The sequence below is a fragment of the Kosakonia oryzendophytica genome, from assembly GCF_027886705.1.
In the GTDB taxonomy this organism is placed as follows: domain Bacteria; phylum Pseudomonadota; class Gammaproteobacteria; order Enterobacterales; family Enterobacteriaceae; genus Kosakonia; species Kosakonia oryzendophytica.
This window is the reverse complement of record NZ_CP115659.1, coordinates 1-17,720: the sequence shown is the minus strand read 5'-3', so window position 1 is coordinate 17,720 and position 17,720 is coordinate 1. Positions and strand designations below refer to the sequence as shown.

Sequence of the window (17,720 nt, the reverse complement as noted above, 5' to 3'; positions counted from 1 at the left end):
TCAGCCCGATTTGCGCAGAATTGCCATCAACTCCATTGGGGAACGCCGCTGGCGAAGCAGGTCACGCATCACGCGCATGTGCGGCGCGGTGTGGCTGAAAAAACGGCGATAGCCTTCGCACAACGCGCTCTTTCCCCGCTGAATGCGGTGCTTCGGGCAATCGCCCTGGCAAAACCGCAGCACTTCGCAGTGGCGACACTCATCGCTGAGGGTGGTTTTTTTGCTCTGCCCGAAAGCCGTGGCGTCGCGGCTGGCATTGATCTCGCTAATCGGGATCTGATGCAGATTGCCCAGGCGATAATCAGGGTAGACATAGTGATCGCAGGCATACATATCACCATTGGCCTCCAGTGCAAACGCATGGCCGCAGGTTTCACCAAACGTGCACATTTGCGACGGGTAGCCGCTCCACACGCCCAGCGTCGAATCAAAAAGCTGGACGTACACCCGACCAATATCGTCCAGCGCCCATCTATCAAACACCGTATTCAGGAAGGTTCCCCACGCATCGCCGCTCACCGACTCAGCGGTTAATTGCCCCTGCGCATCCTGTTCGACCAGCGGGATAAATTGCAAAAATGGCGTGCCAAGACTGCGTAAATAGCGGTACAGGCGTTGCGGCTGCTGGCTATTCAGCGCATTGACGACGCACAGCAGATTGAACTCAACCCGGTGTTTCACCAGCAACTGGATGGCATTCACGACATGATGATGCGAAGGTTTACCGCTGCGATTAACGCGATAGGCATCATGCAAATCCGCCGGGCCATCAATGGAAATCCCCACCAGCCAGCCATGCTCGCGAAAAAAGCGACACCAGTCGTCGTTCAGCAAGAGGCCATTGGTCTGAAAGGCGTTTTCGATACGTTTGCCGTCAGCGTACTGCTTTTGCAACGCGGCAACGCGGCGGAAAAAATCCAGCCCGCAGAGTGTTGGTTCCCCACCTTGCCAGGCAAACGGCACAATGGCGTTGTCGGGTTGAGCCGCGATCTGCTGGCGGATAAATGCCTCCAGCGTGGCGTCGTCCATAACGCTTTGCTGCTGTTTTTCAATATAAAAACAGTAACGGCAGTTAAGGTTGCAGCGCGAACTGGCGGGCTTGGCCATAACGTGACAGCCTGGCATGCAATCTCCTCAAAGAAATAGAAGTAGCTGGCGTATATGGGTTACAGCAAACAGTAACGCGAGGGAGAGCACCGCGAGGGAGATCAATAATTTGTCACGTATTGCGCCCGCCTGGGCAAAATCATCTTTTTCAACATCCATGACGATACGTTTGCGCGTATAGCGCCACAGCAAACCCGCCGCCAGCGCCAGCACGGCCAGCGAGATCCAGAATGGCATACCGGAGTGCTGCCAGTTGTGTCGAACCGCCAGCGCCATCAACGCGCCATAGCCAAATAACGTGCGCAGCCACGCCAGCGACGTACGTTCAGGTTGCAGCCCGGGATCGCCCTCACGGCGGGCCTTACGGCTACCCGCCATAGAACACCAGCCCCATCACTACCAGCGCCACCATCAGCAGAGCAACACTGATGACCAGTAACGCTCCGGTGTAAGGCAGATCCTCTTTCAGGCGCATCGCTTTCTCATTACGTAGCCAGCGCAGATAACCGTACAGCGCCAGAGCACCGGAAAACAGGCACAGCAACAGCGCCAGCACTTCGCGGATCAAGGGGGTGGCAAACTGCGGGGCAAGTTGGTCCAGACCCACGCCCGCCGCCAGAAAGCCCAGCGCCGTGCGGATCCATGCCAGAAAGGTGCGCTCGTTAGCCAGCGAGAAGCGATAATCCGGCGCTTCGCCGACGCGGGAGATCTTCATGGGGACTCCTTGTTGTGGTTCTGGTCAACAAAGTAGCGGATACGACCGTTTTTTTCGACACGTTTCACGTAAAGGACCGGCATCCTGATGATGCCGGTCGCGAGGATTAATGCAGTTCAGGCCAGTAATCTCTGTTTGCTTCTACCAAATCATCAAGGATGGCTTTGGCGACAGAGGCGCTGGGGACGGTTTTCGACAGGGTGAGAGCCTGCCACAACTTCTGGTAGGAATGCTGTTCCCAGGCGTCCACCACCAGTTTCTCTACCGCCACCTGCTGGCTCATCAACCCTTTCTGGAAGTGTGGAATATCGCCGACCGTCAACGGTTCCGGGCCGTTTTTCCCCACAAGGCAAGGGATCTCCACCATCGCGTCGGCGTCGAAGTTATGGATCGCGCCGTTATTCGGCACAATCAATAGCATTCGCGCCTGGGTGTTAAAGGCAATGGCGGTCGCCAGATCAACGATGTAAGACGCATGTTCGTCGATCTCCAGCTCACCGGCAGATGATTTCCCCGCTTCAATAATCGCGCGGCATGCACTAAAAACCTGTTTTTCACGGTGATCCATCACTTCATTCGCACGGGTACGTTCAGGGTTAGAGTGAGCGACAACGTAATCCGGGAAGAGGTAATACTTCAGGTAGGTGTTCGGCATGGTATCCGGATCCAGCGCCTGGACATCTTTTGCTTTGGCAAAAGTGTCGTTCCAGCTCGCTTCGGTATGTTCATCTTTTGCGGGTGGAACATAACCATTTTTCGCGACATATTCGCGTAATTTCGGCATTAAATCGTTGCCGTTCTGATCCTCAATCGATGTCCACCAGCCAAAATGATTAAGCCCGTAGTAACGCACCCGCATTGCTTTACGATCGGGCAGGCCGACTATCTGCGCCATCCGGCCTTCGATGCCGATAGGCATATCGCAGATATTGAGGATTTTCGCCTGTGGGCGCAGGCGACGGGTTGCTTCCGCGACAATCGCCGCCGGGTTGGAGTAGTTGAGCATCCAGGCATTGGGCGAATACTGCTGCATATAATCCACCAGCTCCAGTACGCCGCCAATAGAACGCATACCGTAAGCGATCCCACCCGGACCGCAGGTTTCCTGCCCCACCACACCGTGGCGCAGCGGGATTTTCTCGTCTTTTTCGCGCATCGGGTATTTGCCCACGCGAATATGCGCCATGACAAAATCCACATCGCTAAAGGCGGTTTTCGGATCGGTGGTGTAGCTAAAGTCGATGTCTGGTGCCTGCTCACGGAGAATAATTTTACAGGCCTCGGCGATGGTTTCCTGACGCGCGCCATCGTTGTCATAAAATTTAAGCGCGCGGAGAGGAAAGCGATCGCGGTTAGCCAACAACATCAGGACGATACCCGGTGTAAAGGTGCTACCGCCGCCGGCGATTACCACAGAGAATTTTTTCATTATACAGCCTCCGACAGAGTGGATAGTTCGTTCGTTACAGGGATTTTCATAAGGAATTCAAGCTGTTCACGCACTTGAGGAACATGCAGCCCGACAATCACCTGAATGCCGTTACCGCGCCGCACTACGCCATGCGCGCCCAGCGCTTTGAAAACATCGTCGCTGTCGGTTTTCGCCATATCATTCAGCGTGATACGTAACCGTGTCGCACAGTTGTTAATGCTTTCAATATTCGCCGTGCCGCCAAGTGCTTTCAGGAAACCAGCAGCCTGGCTCGTTTGCGCCGCAACCGGAGCCGTGGTGTGACCTCGCGCTGCTTTATAGTCCGCTTTGCTGTAGAGCTTCACTTCACTCGCTTCCCGCCCCGGCGTTTTGAGGTTGAGGCGTACAATCAGCGTGCGGAAAACCAGGAAATAGAGCGCGGTAAAACAGAGACCGATGCCAATCTGTGTCAGCACCATCGCCGCATGGTTATGAAACATGGGGATCCAGTTCTGCGGTAAGAACTGGTCAAGCAGGCCGCCCCCCATATTGCCCACCACGCCAAAGCTGTACATCACCGTCGCCATACTGGCGGCCAGCACGGCGTGAACAGCAAATAAGAGCGGGGAGATAAACAGGAAGGTAAACTCAAGCGGTTCGGTAATGCCCACCAGCACTGCCGTGAGTGTGGCGGGGATCAGTAAGCCTGCAACTTTAACACGGTTTTCCGGCGATGCGGTGTACCACAACGCCAGCGCAATACCGACGGAACCGAACACTTTCGAGTTACCGTGCAGGGCAAAACCACCTTGCGGGAAGAGGGTTTTCAACGCTTCGGTGCTCTGGCTAAATTCCTGTAAATGCTGCGCCCAGTACACCTGAATGCCGCCTTCCACTGCCGCCGGACCAAAAACAAACGGCCCATAAACAAAGTGATGCAGCCCGGTCGGGATCAGGATGCGCTCCAGGAAGGTGTAGACCCACACGCCCAGCGCCCCGGCGGAACGTAAGAACGCCTGTAACGACTCAATGCCCAGTTGCACTTTCGGCCAGCCCAACAGCGTTAACCAGGCGCAGGGGATCATCGCCAGGAATGCGATAATCACCACAAACGATGTCCCCTGGAAAATGCCGAGGAAGACCGGCAATGGTTTATCGAAGTAGCGGTTATGTATCGCCGTCACAAGGCCGGAAATAGCGATCGCGCCGATAATGCTGGTATCAAGGGTTTTAATACCGGCAATCAGTGTTAATCCGCTACCGGTAACAGGGTCTGCTGCAAAGTTGACACCAAAGAAATGGCCCCAGGTCATCCCCATGGCATTAATAAAATAGTTCCAGGTCAGGAAGCTAATCAACACAGCGAGACAGGCGCGGCCCTGGGCCTGCTTCGCCAGGCCAATGGGTAAACCGACGGCGAAAATCAACGGCATATTACGAAACACCGCCCAGCCGCCTTCTTCAATAATGTGAACGATCTGCGCAAAGAGGTTGTCGGGTGTGGTCAGTGCTTCTCCGACGAACAGCGGGTTGCGCAGCATGATAGCGATCCCAACCACCATACCGGCGAAGGGAAACAGCAACACCGGGGTAAACATGGCGCCGCCAAAACGTTGTATTTGACTGAGCATTTTCAAATCCTCATTGAACAACCTGTAGGGGTAGAGGCCTTGTTATGGTGTATTGGCCTGAAATGAGCATAAGAATTTGCTTCAGTGCGAGCAGGGTGCGCCGCTGCGATCCGTGATAGCCCTCATGGTTTTATTTGGCTCTGTCAGGTCTACTTTTCATCATAAAAATAGACAGGCTCACCCCCTATTCCCGGCGTTATGCCCCTAAAGAGGTCTACAGGTGATCTATAAATCCATTGCCGAACGATTACGCCTGCGGCTGAATTCGTCGGATTACCACATTGGCAGCCCGCTGCCTGGTGAAAAAATACTGGCGCTGGAATTTGGCGTGGCGAGGATGACCATCCGCAAGGCGATCGACTTGCTGGTAGGTTGGGGATTGGTGGTGCGCCGCCACGGCAGTGGCACCTATGTGACGCGCAAAGATGTACACCACGAAACCACCAATCTGACCGGACTGGTGGAAGTACTGCGTCAACAGGGGAAGGAGGTACACAGCCAGGTGCTGCTGTTTGAAGTGATGCCCGCGCCGCCCGCTATCGCCAGCCAGTTACGCATCCAAATTAATGAGCGGATCTACTTTTCGCGCCGGGTGCGCTATGTCGAAGGCAAACCCTTAATGCTGGAAGATAGCTATATGCCGGTGAAGCTGTTCCGCACTCTCTCGCTGGCGCATCTCGAAGGGTCTAAATTCGACTATATCGAGAAGGAGTGCGGTATTTCCATCAGCGGCAATTACGAAAGCCTGACGCCGGTGCTGGCGGATAAACAGGTAGCAATGGTACTTAATGTTGAAGAACACACGCCGCTGCTGCGTATTACCTCTCTGTCCTACAGCGACAGCGGCGAGTTTCTCAACTATTCCGTCATGTTCCGCAATACCCGTGATTACCAGGTGGATTACCACCTACGGCGCATCCACCCTGATATGTCCTTACCCCAGCCCCCAGAAGATCACCGCCAGTAGCTGCGGGGTGATAATGCGCAGAAACATCACCAACGGATACACCGTGGCATAGGAGAGCGCAGCCGCCCCGCTGGTGGCATGCAGGCCGTTAGCAAAGGCCAGCGCAGGGGGATCGGTCATTGACCCCGCCAGCATGCCGCACAGGGTCAGATAGTTCATCTTCGCCAGCATCCGCGCCAGTACGCCAACGGTGATCAGCGGAATGGCGGTGATAAAAATGCCGTAACACATCCAGTTCAACCCATCGCCATGCGTCAGCGTGGCGATAAAATCCCCCCCGGATTTCAGCCCAACCACCGCCAGGAACAGCACAATCCCCAGCTCACGCAACGCCAGGTTAGCACTCGGCGGCATAAACCAGTACAGCGTGCCTACGCTGCCAATACGCCCGAGGATCAGCGCCATAATCAGCGGGCCGCCCGCCAGACCTAATTTCAGTGCGACCGGAAAACCCGGCACAAAAACCGGTACTGAGCCCAGTAACACCCCCAGCCCGATACCGATAAACACCGGCAGCATTTGCACCTGTTGCAGTTTATGCTGCGCATTGCCGACTTCATTGGCTACCGCTTCAATAGCCGACGGACGGCCGACCAGATTGAGAATGTCGCCAAATTGCAGGCCAGCATCGCTACTGGCGACCAGCTCCACCCCCGCACGATTAAGCCGGGAGATCACCACGTCGTACCGCTCTTTAAAGTGCAGGTCGCGGATTTTTTTCCCCAGCACTTTCTCGTTAGTCACCACCACCCGCTCAACGCGTAAATCCGTCCCGCGTGTCGACAACGAGGTGTCCACCTCCTGGCCGATGACCAGTTGTGCGTTGTGCAGGTCTGCTGGCAGCCCGACCAGGTGTAGCAAGTCCCCGGACTGAATCAGTGTCGTGGGCGAGGGCACCATCAGCAAATCAGCCCTTTTTAACCGCGAGCAGATGATTTTATCGCTGTTGAGAATGGGCACATCCTGAATCGCCATATTGTTGAGGTTCGGGTTTTCGACGCGAATATTGATGGTGCGGATAAGCGACGTGCCGTGACTCAGGGTGGCGTCATGCTGCCGCGCTTCGTCCTCAACGTTGACGCGAAACAGCACCCGCAGCAGCCACATGGTCAGCAAAATACCGCAAATCCCAAACGGGTAGGCCATCGCATAGCTCATCCCCATTTGATCAACCGCTGCGCCGGGTACGCCCAAATCGCGCAGGATCTGCTGCCCGGCCCCGAGCGCTGGCGTGTTAGTGACCGCGCCGGAAAAAATACCGAGCACCACTGGTAATGGAATGGCAAAAATTTTATGCAGGATAGCGGTTACCAGGCCGCCGAGGATAACAATCAGAATGGCAAACAAATTGAGCCGCAGACCAGAAACACGCAAAGAGGCAAAAAAACCCGGCCCCACCTGAATGCCGATGGTATAGACAAAGAGGATCAGACCAAACTCCTGCACGAAATGGAGCATCGGACTGCTTAAGGGTACACCCAACTGGTCAACAAAGTGCCCGACAATGATCCCACCGAATAACACGCCGCCAATGCCAAAACCGACGCCGCGTATCTTCACATTACCGATCCACAAACCGACAACCGCGACCAGCGCCAGTATGCTTACTGTTAACGCGATATCACTCATGAATGCTTCCTTCCACATGATGACTATTTCGATTCTGGCAGAGGCAGCCGTGCTTGTATGGGTGATGGCGCACAAAGCGCGCGGCTTTTGTTGCCTCTCGTGATAGCGTCAATGCGGGGGAAGGAGGATATTGGTACAAACGGCGCGCATAAAAAAAGCGCCGACGGGCGGCGCTTTCTTATCGCTGACATTAGCTGGTTAAGGCCGGGCGCTCGCTAATGGCGATACGCTGTGGGGCTGCCGTTTCCGGGAGATTTCGCAGCAGATCAATATGCAGTAAACCGTTATTGAACGTAGCGCCGGAAACTTCCATAAAATCAGCCAGCGTAAAGCTCAGGCTGAACGGCTGGATGATCAGCCCTTGATGCAGCCATTTCGGTTCGTTGGCGGGTTTTTCCGGCGTCCCTTTGATAGTCAGACGACCGCTTTCCAGTTGGATATCCAGCTCTTCCTGACGGTAGCCCGCCAGCGCCAGGGTAATGCGGTAGTGGTTGTCATCGCCCTTTTCAATGTTGTAAGGCGGAAAGGTCTGTTGCTCAGTGGTGCTTTGCAGCGCGTTGGCCAGTTTGTCGAAACCGATCCACTGACGCAGCAGGGGGGATAAGTCGTAATTACGCATTGTGTTTCTCCTTCAAAGAAGCGAGTAAATACCTGCGAGCACGCGGCTCGCATATGCTCCCTGTCGGCGAGCATGTTCGGAATGGGCCGCCAGCGCGACCCGGAATAAATCAGTTAATTTCGATGCGACGCGGTTTTTTCTCTTCCGGGATCACGCGTTCGAGTTCGACGTACAGCAGACCATTGACCAGGTTAGCACCCTGGACATGGATATTTTCGGCCAACTGGAATTTACGCTCAAAGTTACGTTCGGCGATGCCCTGATAGAGATAGGTACGTTCTTTTTGCTCGGCGGTATGGGAGCCTTTTACCACCAGCAAGTTGTCCTGCGCGGTGATCTCCAGTTCACTTTCAGCAAACCCCGCCACGGCGATAGCGATGCGGTAGTGGTTTTCGTCCACTAATTCCACGTTGTACGGAGGGTAACCGCCATTGCTTTGGCTTTGATTGTTTTCCAGCAGATTAAACAGACGGTCGAAACCAATAGCAGAACGGTAAAGCGGAGAAAGATCGAAGTTACGCATACATAAAGCTCCTGACATCAGCGAGATTGTTATTTGCCTTCCACAATGGACAGGCCATGCAACAGTAGCCAAACACCCTTACGGCGTGTCCCCGGCTCTATTCCTAAAATGTGGCTGGCAGTAATGATTTCAAGGGGCAAATATCGACTTTTTTTTGCACTTTCTGTGGCAACGCTTAGACTGGGGTTACAGCACAAATGGTCAAAGTGCGAATGCCGCCACAGAGCGGAACCCGAACGCTGATTTTTTACTCTGCGGAAAAGCCATAATCGCGGAACGGTGTTCACACTGCCAATAACGATGATTAGCCAATGATGAAAAATATTCTGGTAGTTTTTGTGTTGTTCTGCGGAATGGTGTTATCGGGATGCTCCAGCGTCATGTCGCACACCGGCGGCAAAGAAGGGGTTTATCCCGGCACGCGAGCCAGTTCGGCCATGATGGCGGACGATGACACCGGTATTGGCATGAAATCGCTGGTGGTTCTGGATATGCCTTTCACAGCGGTGATGGACACCTTACTGCTGCCATGGGATCTGTTTCGTCGTGATAACTCAATAAAATCGCGGGTGGAAAAGAGCGAACAGGAAAACTTTGCCACCAATTCCGTTATCCCGCCCGCACCGATGCCCACCCACTAAACTACAGCCCGGTTTCCGTCATCCATAACTGGCGGAAACCGTCCACGTCTTGCATCCACGCAATCTTTTTGCCATCCGGCGAAAAGACCACCGCATCTGCCGACGGCGGATTTCCATGATCGGAAGTCAAAAAGGTTATCTCTCCGCGTTGCGCGTCGCACAGCGCAATACGGTTTTCCAGAACAAATCCCAGCGCCTTACCCGAAGGATGCCAGTTAAACGCCGACTGGATCCCGCTGGTGGTTTGCGTCAGCTGGCGCGGCTCGCCGCCATTCGGGCTGATTAACCAGAGTTGAACAATGCCCTGGTCGTCGCGCATCAGAAACGCAATCTGCATCGCTTGCGGATGGCTGCGCACCCAGTGACGCGGCACATTCACCAGACCCGGAAAAGGTTTATGGTGGGTAAAGGTCAGACGTTGTTGCACCACGCCCTGCGGCGGTGCGGGCAGGGTATCCGGCGTTCCTTGTAGCGGTGCGTCGCCCGCTGTTTTCCAGCCCTGTTCATTGTGAGGGAGCGTAACAATGAATAGCTCCGGCACTTTTTCACCGGTCAGCGACAGCGTGTCGCCAATAAACGCCAGCTGCTGGTTGCTCACCCAGCCCTCTTCGTACGCCCGGTTAATCTGGTCACTACCCGGAACAGGCGCAGGCGTCGTGCGGCTTACCAGCACGCTCCAGTGGCTGCCGCCGTACTCACGAGCATGCGTGCAGGGTGGGTTAACCGGGCCAAATGGCGCAGCAACGCCGACGTTGCGTAAATCCAGCGCCGGGGAACGCTCATGCATAACGTGGTCGTTATAGGTAAAGCTGATGAATTCGCCATTCGGGCTAAAGACATGCACATGTGAGCCACCGCGCAGCGCGCCGGGGGTGTAAGGCGCGGTGATATCCATTGCATCGAGATTATGGGTTGAGCCATTTTCCGTCACCACACCACGGCGATGATGAAAGTCGTATTGCCAGTCGGCGTCCGGGTTCTCCGGGCCATGAATGAAGACGTACTTTTCAGTCTGCGGATTTACCGTTACCACCCCCACATGCGCGCCATCAGGAGCGGTATACAGCACCTCCACCGCCCCGGTCTGCACATTGACTCGCTCGATGGTTTTACCGGTAAACGATGCGCCAGAAGGGCGGACGTCAAACACCAGCCACTGGCTGTCCGGTGTCCAGGTTTGGGTGTTGGTCAGTTGATGATTGCGGGGGGCAAAGGTGAGTTGTTTCATGAAAGTACCCTGAAGCCAAAATATCGCTTCAGGGTATAGCAATGCGCGGCGTTAGCCTACATCTCACTTTATGGTTCTTCACGCGCGTGTTGGCTGAACTCAGTTCAGCGCAAACTTCTCAATCGCGTAAGCAACGCCGTCTTCCAGATTGGATTTGGTGATAAAGTTCGCCACCTCTTTCACCGATGGGATTGCGTTGTCCATCGCCACGCCAACGCCTGCGTATTCAATCATGGCGATGTCGTTTTCCTGATCGCCAATCGCCATGATCTCGTCCGGTTTGATGTTCAAAGCCTCTGCAAGGGATTTCACACCGGTGCCTTTATTGACGCGTTTATCGAGGATTTCGAGGAAGTACGGCGCGCTTTTCAGCACCGTGTATTTCTCTTTCACTTCCTGCGGGATGCGGGCAATGGCCTGGTCCAGGATTACCGGGTCGTCAATCATCATCACTTTGAGGAACTGGGTCGCCGGATCCATTTTTTCCGCTTCGCAGAAGACCAGCGGAATGGTGGCAACGTAGGATTCATGCACCGTGTAGTAGCTGATATCGCGGTTGGCGGTGTAAAGGGTGTTGCGATCCAGCGCGTGAAAGTGCGAACCCACTTCACGGGACAATTTTTCAAGATAGCGGTAATCGTCATAGCTCAGCGCCGTTTGCGCTACGGTGCTACCGTCGCTGGCGTTCTGCACCAGTGCGCCGTTATAGGTGATGCAATAATCGCCTTCCCTCTCCATATGCAGCTCTTTCATATAGCTGTGAACGCCTGCGTATGGCCGACCGGTGGTGAGCACGACATTGACGCCGCGTTCGCGTGCCGCAGCAATGGCATTTTTAACAGCGGGAGAGATGGTGTGATCGGGCAGCAACAGCGTGCCGTCCATATCGATTGCAATAAGTTTGATAGCCATGAGGTCCCCAGGTGAGATATTTCCGGACTCATGCTAACGCGATTCCGCTCAAAAAACAGCAGCGCGACGGGAGGAAAAAGGGGCCGAAAAGGGGAACCTGGATTCCCCTTTTTCATGCCGGATGGCGGCTTATACCGTATCCGGCCTCTGTTACCCGGTCAGAAAGACGATTAAATATCGATATTCGCGGCTTTCAGGGCGTTCTCTTCAATAAAGGCGCGACGCGGTTCTACGGCATCCCCCATCAGGGTTGTGAAGAGCTGATCCGCAGCAATCGCATCTTTTACCGTGACGCGCAACATGCGGCGGCTGTCCGGATCCATGGTGGTTTCCCACAGCTGTTCCGGGTTCATTTCACCCAGACCTTTATAACGCTGGATAGCAAGACCACGACGTGACTCTTTCACCAACCAGTCCAGCGCCTGTTCAAAGCTGGCAACCGGCTGACGACGCTCACCACGTTCGATAAAGGCGTCGTCTTCCATCAGACCGCGCAGCTTCTCGCCGAGGGTGCAAATACGGCGGTATTCGCCACCGGTAACGAATTCGTTATCCAGCAGATAATCGGTATCCACACCGTGAGTACGTACGCGAATGATCGGCTCGAAATGGTTCAGCTCGTTGTTCTTGCGCACATCGAACTTCCACTGGCTACCGTGCTGCTCATTCTCGTTCAGATCGCTGACCAGCGCATTTACCCAACGCGTAACCTTCTGTTCCTCAGCGAGATCGGCTTCTGTCAGCGTCGGTTGATAAATCAGCGCTTTCAACAGCGTACGCGGGAAACGACGCTCCATGCGACCAATCATCTTCTGCGTGGCGTTGTATTCAGAGACCATTTTTTCCAGCGCTTCACCCGACAATGCAGGAGCACCTTCGGTGGTGTGCAGCGTTGCGCCATCCAGCGCGATGGAAATCTGATACTGATCCATCGCATCGTCATCTTTGATGTACTGTTCCTGCTTGCCTTTCTTCACTTTGTACAGTGGCGGCTGAGCAATGTAGACATGGCCACGCTCAACGATTTCCGGCATCTGACGGTAGAAGAAGGTCAGCAGCAGCGTACGGATGTGCGAACCATCGACGTCCGCATCGGTCATGATAATGATGCTGTGATAGCGCAGTTTGTCCGGGTTGTACTCATCGCGCCCGATGCCGCAGCCCAGAGCGGTGATAAGCGTCGCCACTTCCTGCGAAGAGAGCATCTTGTCGAAGCGCGCTTTCTCAACGTTAAGGATTTTACCTTTCAGCGGCAGTATCGCCTGATTTTTACGGTTACGGCCCTGCTTCGCAGAACCGCCCGCGGAGTCCCCTTCCACCAGGTAGAGTTCGGACAGAGCCGGGTCACGCTCCTGGCAATCCGCCAGTTTGCCCGGCAGGCCGGCCAGATCCAGCGCACCTTTACGACGGGTCATTTCACGGGCTTTACGCGCCGCTTCACGGGCACGCGCCGCATCGATAATTTTACCGACGACGATTTTCGCATCAGACGGGTTTTCCAGCAGGTATTCCGCCAGCAGTTCGTTCATCTGCTGCTCTACCGCCGATTTCACCTCAGAGGAGACCAGTTTATCTTTGGTCTGTGAGGAGAACTTCGGATCCGGCACTTTAACGGAAACCACCGCAATCAGACCTTCACGGGCATCGTCGCCGGTCGCGCTGACTTTGGCTTTTTTGCTGTAGCCTTCTTTATCCATGTACGCGTTCAGCGTACGGGTCATCGCGGCGCGGAAACCGGCAAGGTGAGTACCACCGTCGCGCTGCGGAATGTTGTTGGTAAAGCAGTAGATATTTTCCTGGAAACCGTCGTTCCATTGCAGCGCAACTTCAACGCCGATGCCGTCTTTTTCGGTAGAGAAGTAGAAGATATTCGGGTGGATCGGCGTTTTGTTCTTGTTGAGATACTCAACGAACGCTTTGATGCCGCCTTCGTAGTGGAAGTGATCTTCTTTGCCGTCGCGCTTATCGCGCAGGCGAATAGAAACGCCAGAGTTCAGGAATGACAGCTCGCGCAGGCGTTTCGCCAGAATTTCATACTCAAATTCGGTGACGTTAGTGAACGTTTCATAGCTCGGCCAGAAACGCACCATGGTACCGGTTTTTTCGGTATCGCCCGTTACGGCCAGCGGAGCTTGCGGCACGCCGTGTTCATAAATCTGACGGTGGACTTTGTTATCGCGCTGGATAACCAGCTCCAGTTTCTGCGACAGGGCGTTTACCACGGAAACGCCTACACCGTGCAGACCGCCGGAAACTTTATAGGAGTTATCATCGAATTTACCGCCTGCGTGCAGTACGGTCATGATCACTTCCGCCGCAGACACGCCCTCTTCCGGGTGAATACCGGTCGGAATACCGCGACCATCATCCTGTACGGAGACGGAGTTATCGCTATGGATGGTGACAACGATGTCTTTACAGTACCCTGCGAGCGCTTCGTCGATAGCGTTATCTACCACCTCGAATACCATATGGTGCAGACCGGTGCCGTCATCTGTATCGCCGATATACATACCCGGGCGCTTACGCACCGCATCCAGCCCTTTCAGGACTTTGATACTGGAGGAGTCATAAGAATTCGACATCAACGTTTCTCGCTCATTTAGTCTTGGGTTAATCCGTTATTTTACCCTTTTCCACGGTGAACATCTTCGAATTTTTGTCCGACATGTCCATCACGTGTTCGGCGCTGATCGCGCTGACAAAAACCTGTGACTGCGTCGCTTTCAGGCGGCTGGCTAACAACCCACGCTTCGCGTCATCAAGTTCTGAGGCAAAATCATCTATCAGGTATAAACAGCGTCGTCCGCTCTCGCGGGTTAAAAACTCCCCCTGCGCCAGACGCAGTGCGCACATCAGAAGTTTCAACTGCCCGCGCGACAGTGTATCTTCCACCGGCGCGCCGTCCGCACGAATGCGGAAATCCGCTTTATGCGGGCCGTGAGCGGTGTAGGTCAGCATGCGGTCGCGCTCAAAATTGCGCTCCAGCACCTCACCGTAATCGGTCTCTTTTTCCCACCCGCGCTGAAAACCAAACGTCAGGGAAAATTCAGGTAAAAATTGTTGGCAGGTATCGGCCATATCTTCGGCAATGGCTGCGCTGTATTCGGCGCGCCAGCGGCTGATCTGCTCAGCCAGGGGGATCAATTCTTTATCCCATGGGCGTAACTGTGCGTAATGCGTTACCTGGCGCAGTGCGGCATTGCGCTGTTTCAGCAAGCGTTTGAGATTGCTCCAGGCGGTGAAAAAACCGGCTTCGTTGTGAAAACATCCCCAATCAAGGAACGCTCTTCGGTATTTGGGGCCACCGTTAAGGAGGGTAAACCCCTCGGGCGTAATCAGTTGCATCGGCATTAACAGCGCCAGTTCCGCCACTTTGTGGCCGTCGGTGCCATCAATACGTACTTTGCTGTCGCCGAGCTTATCTTTTGTCAGACCAATAGCCGTTTCGCGCTCTTCCCCCTGCAAACGACCATGCAGAACAAACGCTTCCTGTTCATGACGGATCACACGACCGATTTGCAAACTGCGAAACGCCCGACCATGTCCGAGCGTATAGATAGCTTCGAGAACGCTGGTTTTACCGCTCCCGTTGGCGCCGACCAGGAAATTAAAGCCTGGAGATAACGCGAGATCTGCGTTCTCGATATTACGGAAGTCTTTAATCAGAAGGCGGGTCAGTGACATAGTTCAGGGCATCAGTCCAGGGGCGTGAGTGTCGCAGCCAGTTCGTTTACCGCCAGCGCACAGAAAGCGGAGCGTACACGAAGTACGCGAGCATTTCGAGCACTGCCGGAAGACGAAATGGCAAGTAAACCAGCCCCTTTACAGATTCTACAAGCGCATTGGCATAACGACATAGGCCGCGCTTTGGCTCGCCGCATCTTCAATCTGTACGCTGGAAACGGAGTCAGTCAGCAGTATACGGACATTTTCGCACTTCAGCGCATTCAGGACATCCAGCACATAGCTAACGTTAAAACCAATTTCCATCTCGCTACCGGCATAGGTGACATCAAGAAACTCTTCTGCTTCTTCCTGTTCCGGGTTATTGGCAGTGATTTTGATCTGATTCTCGCTCACGTACAGACGCACGCCGCGGAATTTCTCGTTCGAGAGAATAGCGGCACGGGCAAAGGCCTGCTTCAGCAAATCACAGCCTGCTTCCAGCGTTTTGTCCGGATTCTTCGGCAATACGCGGCGATAATCCGGGAAACGGCCATCAACCAGCTTGGAAGTAAAAATAAAATCGCCAACGTGTGCGCGAATATTGTTGCTGCCAATCTGCACGCGCAGCGGGGTATCGCCGCCATCGAGCATGCGCATCAGCTCAATCACGCCTTTACGCGGCACGATCACCGAATGGTTTGGCAATGATTCGCCAATCGGCATGGAGCAGACAGCCAGACGGTGCCCATCCGTAGCAACGGTACGCAGCTCTTCGCCTTCAGTTTCGAACAGCATGCCATTTAAGTAGTAACGCACGTCCTGATGCGCCATGGAGAACTGCGTCGCTTCGATCAGGCGTTTCATTGTCGCCTGCGGTAGCGTGAACTCCACTTCGCTTTGCCAGTCATCCAGATTCGGGAAGTCAGCAGCGGGCAGCGTGGAAAGGGAGAAACGGCTGCGCCCGGAACGGATCAGCATACGCTCGCCTTCCAGCTGCACGGCGATTTCCGCACCTTCCGGCAAACCACGGCAGATGTCGAAAAACTTACGCGCCGGAACCGTTGTCGCACCTTGTTCATGTGGCTGGATCAACGCAAGGCGTGCCACCATCTCCATTTCGAGATCGGTTCCGGTCAACGACAGCGCACCTTCGGTCACCTGAAGCAACAGATTTCCGAGGATCGGCAACGTAGGGCGTCCACCCAGTGGGCCGCTTACCTGTTGCAGCGGCTTTAATAAATGTTCACGTTCAACGGTAAATTTCATAGCGTCACGAAGATAATGTTCTGATTAAATTGGAAAAATCTTCTTTGATATCATGGCTTTCTTCACGCAACTGCTCAATCTTACGGCAGGCATGCAGCACGGTAGTATGGTCGCGGCCGCCAAACGCGTCGCCGATTTCCGGCAGACTGTGGTTGGTCAACTCCTTTGCCAGCGCCATCGCCATCTGGCGCGGGCGGGCTACCGAACGGGATCGGCGCTTGGACAGCAGATCCGCCACCTTGATCTTGTAATACTCCGCCACCGTCTTTTGAATATTGTCGATGGTGACCAGTTTTTCCTGTAGCGCCAACAGATCCCGCAGCGCTTCGCGCACGAAATCGATGGTGATCGCCCGTCCGGTGAAATTGGCGTTAGCAATCACGCGGTTCAGCGCCCCTTCCAGCTCACGCACGTTAGAACGCAGACGTTTCGCAATAAAGAAAGCCACTTCCCCCGGCAGACGAATGTCGTTCTCGTCTGCTTTTTTCATCAGGATCGCCACGCGGGTTTCCAGTTCCGGCGGTTCGATCGCAACGGTCAGGCCCCAGCCAAAGCGCGATTTCAAACGATCCTCAACACCGTTGATCTCTTTCGGATAACGATCCGAAGTGAGAATGATCTGCTGATTACCTTCCAGCAGCGCGTTAAACGTGTGGAAAAACTCTTCCTGGGATCGTTCTTTATTAGCAAAGAATTGGATATCGTCAATCAACAACGCATCTACGGAACGGTAGTAGCGTTTAAACTCTTCGATCGCATTGTTTTGCAGGGCTTTTACCATGTCCTGGACAAAACGCTCGGAGTGCATATACACCACTTTCGCATTGGGCTTGCGCGCCACAATGCCGTTGCCCACCGCATGCAGCAGGTGAGTCTTACCGAGACCAGTTCCGCCATATAAAAACAGCGGGTTATAGGCGCCGCCGGGGTTGTCTGCCACCTGGCGGGCTGCCGCACGGGCGAGCTGGTTTGATTTACCTTCAACAAAGTTATCAAAGGTATGTTTGACGTTAACGTTGGAGCGGTAAGTCGGTTCCGCCGGTGCGGGCACATTGTCCCAGCCTGGACGCGCTGCAGGCGCGGCGCGCTGTACAACCACTTGCGCTGCTTGCGCTGGCGCGGCAACGCTGGCGGGTTCCCTCAGCGTCTGGCTGACCGGGCGGGTGCCGACTTCAAAATGCAGTTGTGGGGCGTCCGTACCGCAGAAGTCATTCAGCAGTCCATTGATATTGTTGAGATACTTGTCTCTAACCCAATCGAGGACAAAACGGTTTGGCGCATACAAAGCCAGCGTGTTATCGCTCAATTCCGCCTGCAAAGGGCGTATCCACATACTGAATTCTGTGGCTGGTAACTCATCCTGCAATCGGGCAAGACACTGCTGCCAAAGCGAAAGTGACAC

16 protein-coding genes are annotated in these 17,720 nt (G+C 54.5%); 2 read left to right on the top strand and 14 right to left on the bottom strand.

What is annotated here, in order from left to right; all coding sequences use genetic code 11:
• The 5 genes from O9K67_RS00080 to O9K67_RS00060 form a co-directional block, all read right to left on the bottom strand.
• Entirely contained in the window at positions 1-1,125 is a 1,125-nt protein-coding gene (locus O9K67_RS00080) for an anaerobic sulfatase maturase (RefSeq protein WP_271044626.1), read from the bottom strand.
• 9 nt (positions 1,126-1,134) lie between these two features.
• The gene (locus O9K67_RS00075; protein ID WP_061492413.1) at positions 1,135-1,485 is read right to left on the bottom strand and encodes a DUF202 domain-containing protein; all 351 of its coding nucleotides are present in this window, start codon (positions 1,483-1,485) and stop codon (positions 1,135-1,137) included.
• Positions 1,475-1,822 (bottom strand): YidH family protein, encoded by a 348-nt coding sequence (locus O9K67_RS00070; RefSeq protein ID WP_061492412.1) that lies wholly within the window; start codon positions 1,820-1,822, stop codon positions 1,475-1,477. The genes O9K67_RS00075 and O9K67_RS00070 overlap by 11 nt, the downstream gene beginning before the upstream one ends.
• Before the next feature lie 106 nt (positions 1,823-1,928).
• Entirely contained in the window at positions 1,929-3,251 is a 1,323-nt protein-coding gene (locus tag O9K67_RS00065) for a 6-phospho-alpha-glucosidase (protein WP_061492411.1), read from the bottom strand.
• Positions 3,251-4,864 carry an alpha-glucoside-specific PTS transporter subunit IIBC gene (locus O9K67_RS00060; protein WP_061492410.1) on the bottom strand — a complete coding sequence of 538 codons (1,614 nt, stop codon included), beginning with the start codon at positions 4,862-4,864 and terminating at the stop codon, positions 3,251-3,253. The genes O9K67_RS00065 and O9K67_RS00060 overlap by 1 nt, the downstream gene beginning before the upstream one ends.
• Positions 4,865-5,084: 220 nt before the next feature.
• Between O9K67_RS00060 and O9K67_RS00055 the strand changes: the two genes are divergently transcribed.
• Entirely contained in the window at positions 5,085-5,831 is a 747-nt protein-coding gene (locus tag O9K67_RS00055; protein WP_061492409.1) for a GntR family transcriptional regulator, read from the top strand.
• Here O9K67_RS00055 and O9K67_RS00050 read toward each other — a convergent pair.
• The 3 genes from O9K67_RS00050 to ibpA all read right to left on the bottom strand — a co-directional run bounded on the left by O9K67_RS00050 (position 5,799) and on the right by ibpA (position 8,602).
• A complete protein-coding gene (locus tag O9K67_RS00050) occupies positions 5,799-7,460 on the bottom strand; it encodes a putative transporter (RefSeq protein ID WP_061492408.1) in 1,662 nt (553 codons plus the stop codon). The two genes, O9K67_RS00055 and O9K67_RS00050, sit on opposite strands and share 33 nt — an antisense overlap.
• 190 nt (positions 7,461-7,650) lie before the next feature.
• Positions 7,651-8,079: a small heat shock chaperone IbpB gene (ibpB, locus tag O9K67_RS00045; protein WP_061492407.1), complete on the bottom strand. Its 429-nt coding sequence runs from the start codon at positions 8,077-8,079 to the stop codon at positions 7,651-7,653.
• Between the two features lie 109 nt (positions 8,080-8,188).
• Positions 8,189-8,602, bottom strand: coding sequence for a small heat shock chaperone IbpA (gene ibpA, locus O9K67_RS00040; RefSeq protein WP_061492406.1), 414 nt, complete (start codon positions 8,600-8,602; stop codon positions 8,189-8,191).
• A 311-nt stretch (positions 8,603-8,913) separates the two neighbouring features.
• On the opposite strand from ibpA, the gene O9K67_RS00035 reads away from it, so the two are divergent.
• Positions 8,914-9,243 (top strand): YceK/YidQ family lipoprotein, encoded by a 330-nt coding sequence (locus tag O9K67_RS00035; protein ID WP_061492405.1) that lies wholly within the window; start codon positions 8,914-8,916, stop codon positions 9,241-9,243.
• A 1-nt stretch (position 9,244) separates the two neighbouring features.
• Here O9K67_RS00035 and O9K67_RS00030 read toward each other — a convergent pair whose 3' ends face one another.
• From O9K67_RS00030 to dnaA, 6 genes are all read right to left on the bottom strand, one after another.
• A complete protein-coding gene (locus tag O9K67_RS00030; RefSeq protein WP_061492404.1) occupies positions 9,245-10,471 on the bottom strand; it encodes a DUF3748 domain-containing protein in 1,227 nt (408 codons plus the stop codon).
• A gap of 99 nt (positions 10,472-10,570) precedes the next feature.
• Complete coding sequence (gene yidA / locus O9K67_RS00025) at positions 10,571-11,383, bottom strand: sugar-phosphatase (RefSeq protein ID WP_061492403.1); 813 nt, start codon at positions 11,381-11,383, stop codon at positions 10,571-10,573.
• Between the two features lie 170 nt (positions 11,384-11,553).
• Complete coding sequence (gene gyrB / locus O9K67_RS00020) at positions 11,554-13,968, bottom strand: DNA topoisomerase (ATP-hydrolyzing) subunit B (RefSeq protein WP_061492402.1); 2,415 nt, start codon at positions 13,966-13,968, stop codon at positions 11,554-11,556.
• A gap of 28 nt (positions 13,969-13,996) precedes the next feature.
• Positions 13,997-15,070 carry a DNA replication/repair protein RecF gene (gene recF, locus O9K67_RS00015; RefSeq protein WP_061492401.1) on the bottom strand — a complete coding sequence of 358 codons (1,074 nt, stop codon included), beginning with the start codon at positions 15,068-15,070 and terminating at the stop codon, positions 13,997-13,999.
• 147 nt (positions 15,071-15,217) lie between these two features.
• A complete protein-coding gene (gene dnaN, locus O9K67_RS00010) occupies positions 15,218-16,318 on the bottom strand; it encodes a DNA polymerase III subunit beta (protein ID WP_061492400.1) in 1,101 nt (366 codons plus the stop codon).
• Positions 16,319-16,322: 4 nt separating this feature from the next.
• Complete coding sequence (dnaA, locus tag O9K67_RS00005) at positions 16,323-17,720, bottom strand: chromosomal replication initiator protein DnaA (RefSeq protein ID WP_061492399.1); 1,398 nt, start codon at positions 17,718-17,720, stop codon at positions 16,323-16,325.

What these genes read in the sequence shown, in the direction of transcription:
- O9K67_RS00080 (WP_271044626.1), bottom strand. Translation starts at nt 1,125, where the DNA reads ATGCCAGGCTGTCACGTTATGGCCAAGCCCGCCAGTTCGCGCTGCAAC.
- O9K67_RS00075 (WP_061492413.1), bottom strand. Translation starts at nt 1,485, where the DNA reads ATGGCGGGTAGCCGTAAGGCCCGCCGTGAGGGCGATCCCGGGCTGCAA.
- O9K67_RS00070 (WP_061492412.1), bottom strand. Translation starts at nt 1,822, where the DNA reads ATGAAGATCTCCCGCGTCGGCGAAGCGCCGGATTATCGCTTCTCGCTG.
- O9K67_RS00065 (WP_061492411.1), bottom strand. Translation starts at nt 3,251, where the DNA reads ATGAAAAAATTCTCTGTGGTAATCGCCGGCGGCGGTAGCACCTTTACA.
- O9K67_RS00060 (WP_061492410.1), bottom strand. Translation starts at nt 4,864, where the DNA reads ATGCTCAGTCAAATACAACGTTTTGGCGGCGCCATGTTTACCCCGGTG.
- O9K67_RS00050 (WP_061492408.1), bottom strand. Translation starts at nt 7,460, where the DNA reads ATGAGTGATATCGCGTTAACAGTAAGCATACTGGCGCTGGTCGCGGTT.
- ibpB (WP_061492407.1), bottom strand. Translation starts at nt 8,079, where the DNA reads ATGCGTAATTACGACTTATCCCCCCTGCTGCGTCAGTGGATCGGTTTC.
- ibpA (WP_061492406.1), bottom strand. Translation starts at nt 8,602, where the DNA reads ATGCGTAACTTCGATCTTTCTCCGCTTTACCGTTCTGCTATTGGTTTC.
- O9K67_RS00035 (WP_061492405.1), top strand. Translation starts at nt 8,914, where the DNA reads ATGATGAAAAATATTCTGGTAGTTTTTGTGTTGTTCTGCGGAATGGTG.
- O9K67_RS00030 (WP_061492404.1), bottom strand. Translation starts at nt 10,471, where the DNA reads ATGAAACAACTCACCTTTGCCCCCCGCAATCATCAACTGACCAACACC.
- yidA (WP_061492403.1), bottom strand. Translation starts at nt 11,383, where the DNA reads ATGGCTATCAAACTTATTGCAATCGATATGGACGGCACGCTGTTGCTG.
- gyrB (WP_061492402.1), bottom strand. Translation starts at nt 13,968, where the DNA reads ATGTCGAATTCTTATGACTCCTCCAGTATCAAAGTCCTGAAAGGGCTG.
- recF (WP_061492401.1), bottom strand. Translation starts at nt 15,070, where the DNA reads ATGTCACTGACCCGCCTTCTGATTAAAGACTTCCGTAATATCGAGAAC.
- dnaN (WP_061492400.1), bottom strand. Translation starts at nt 16,318, where the DNA reads ATGAAATTTACCGTTGAACGTGAACATTTATTAAAGCCGCTGCAACAG.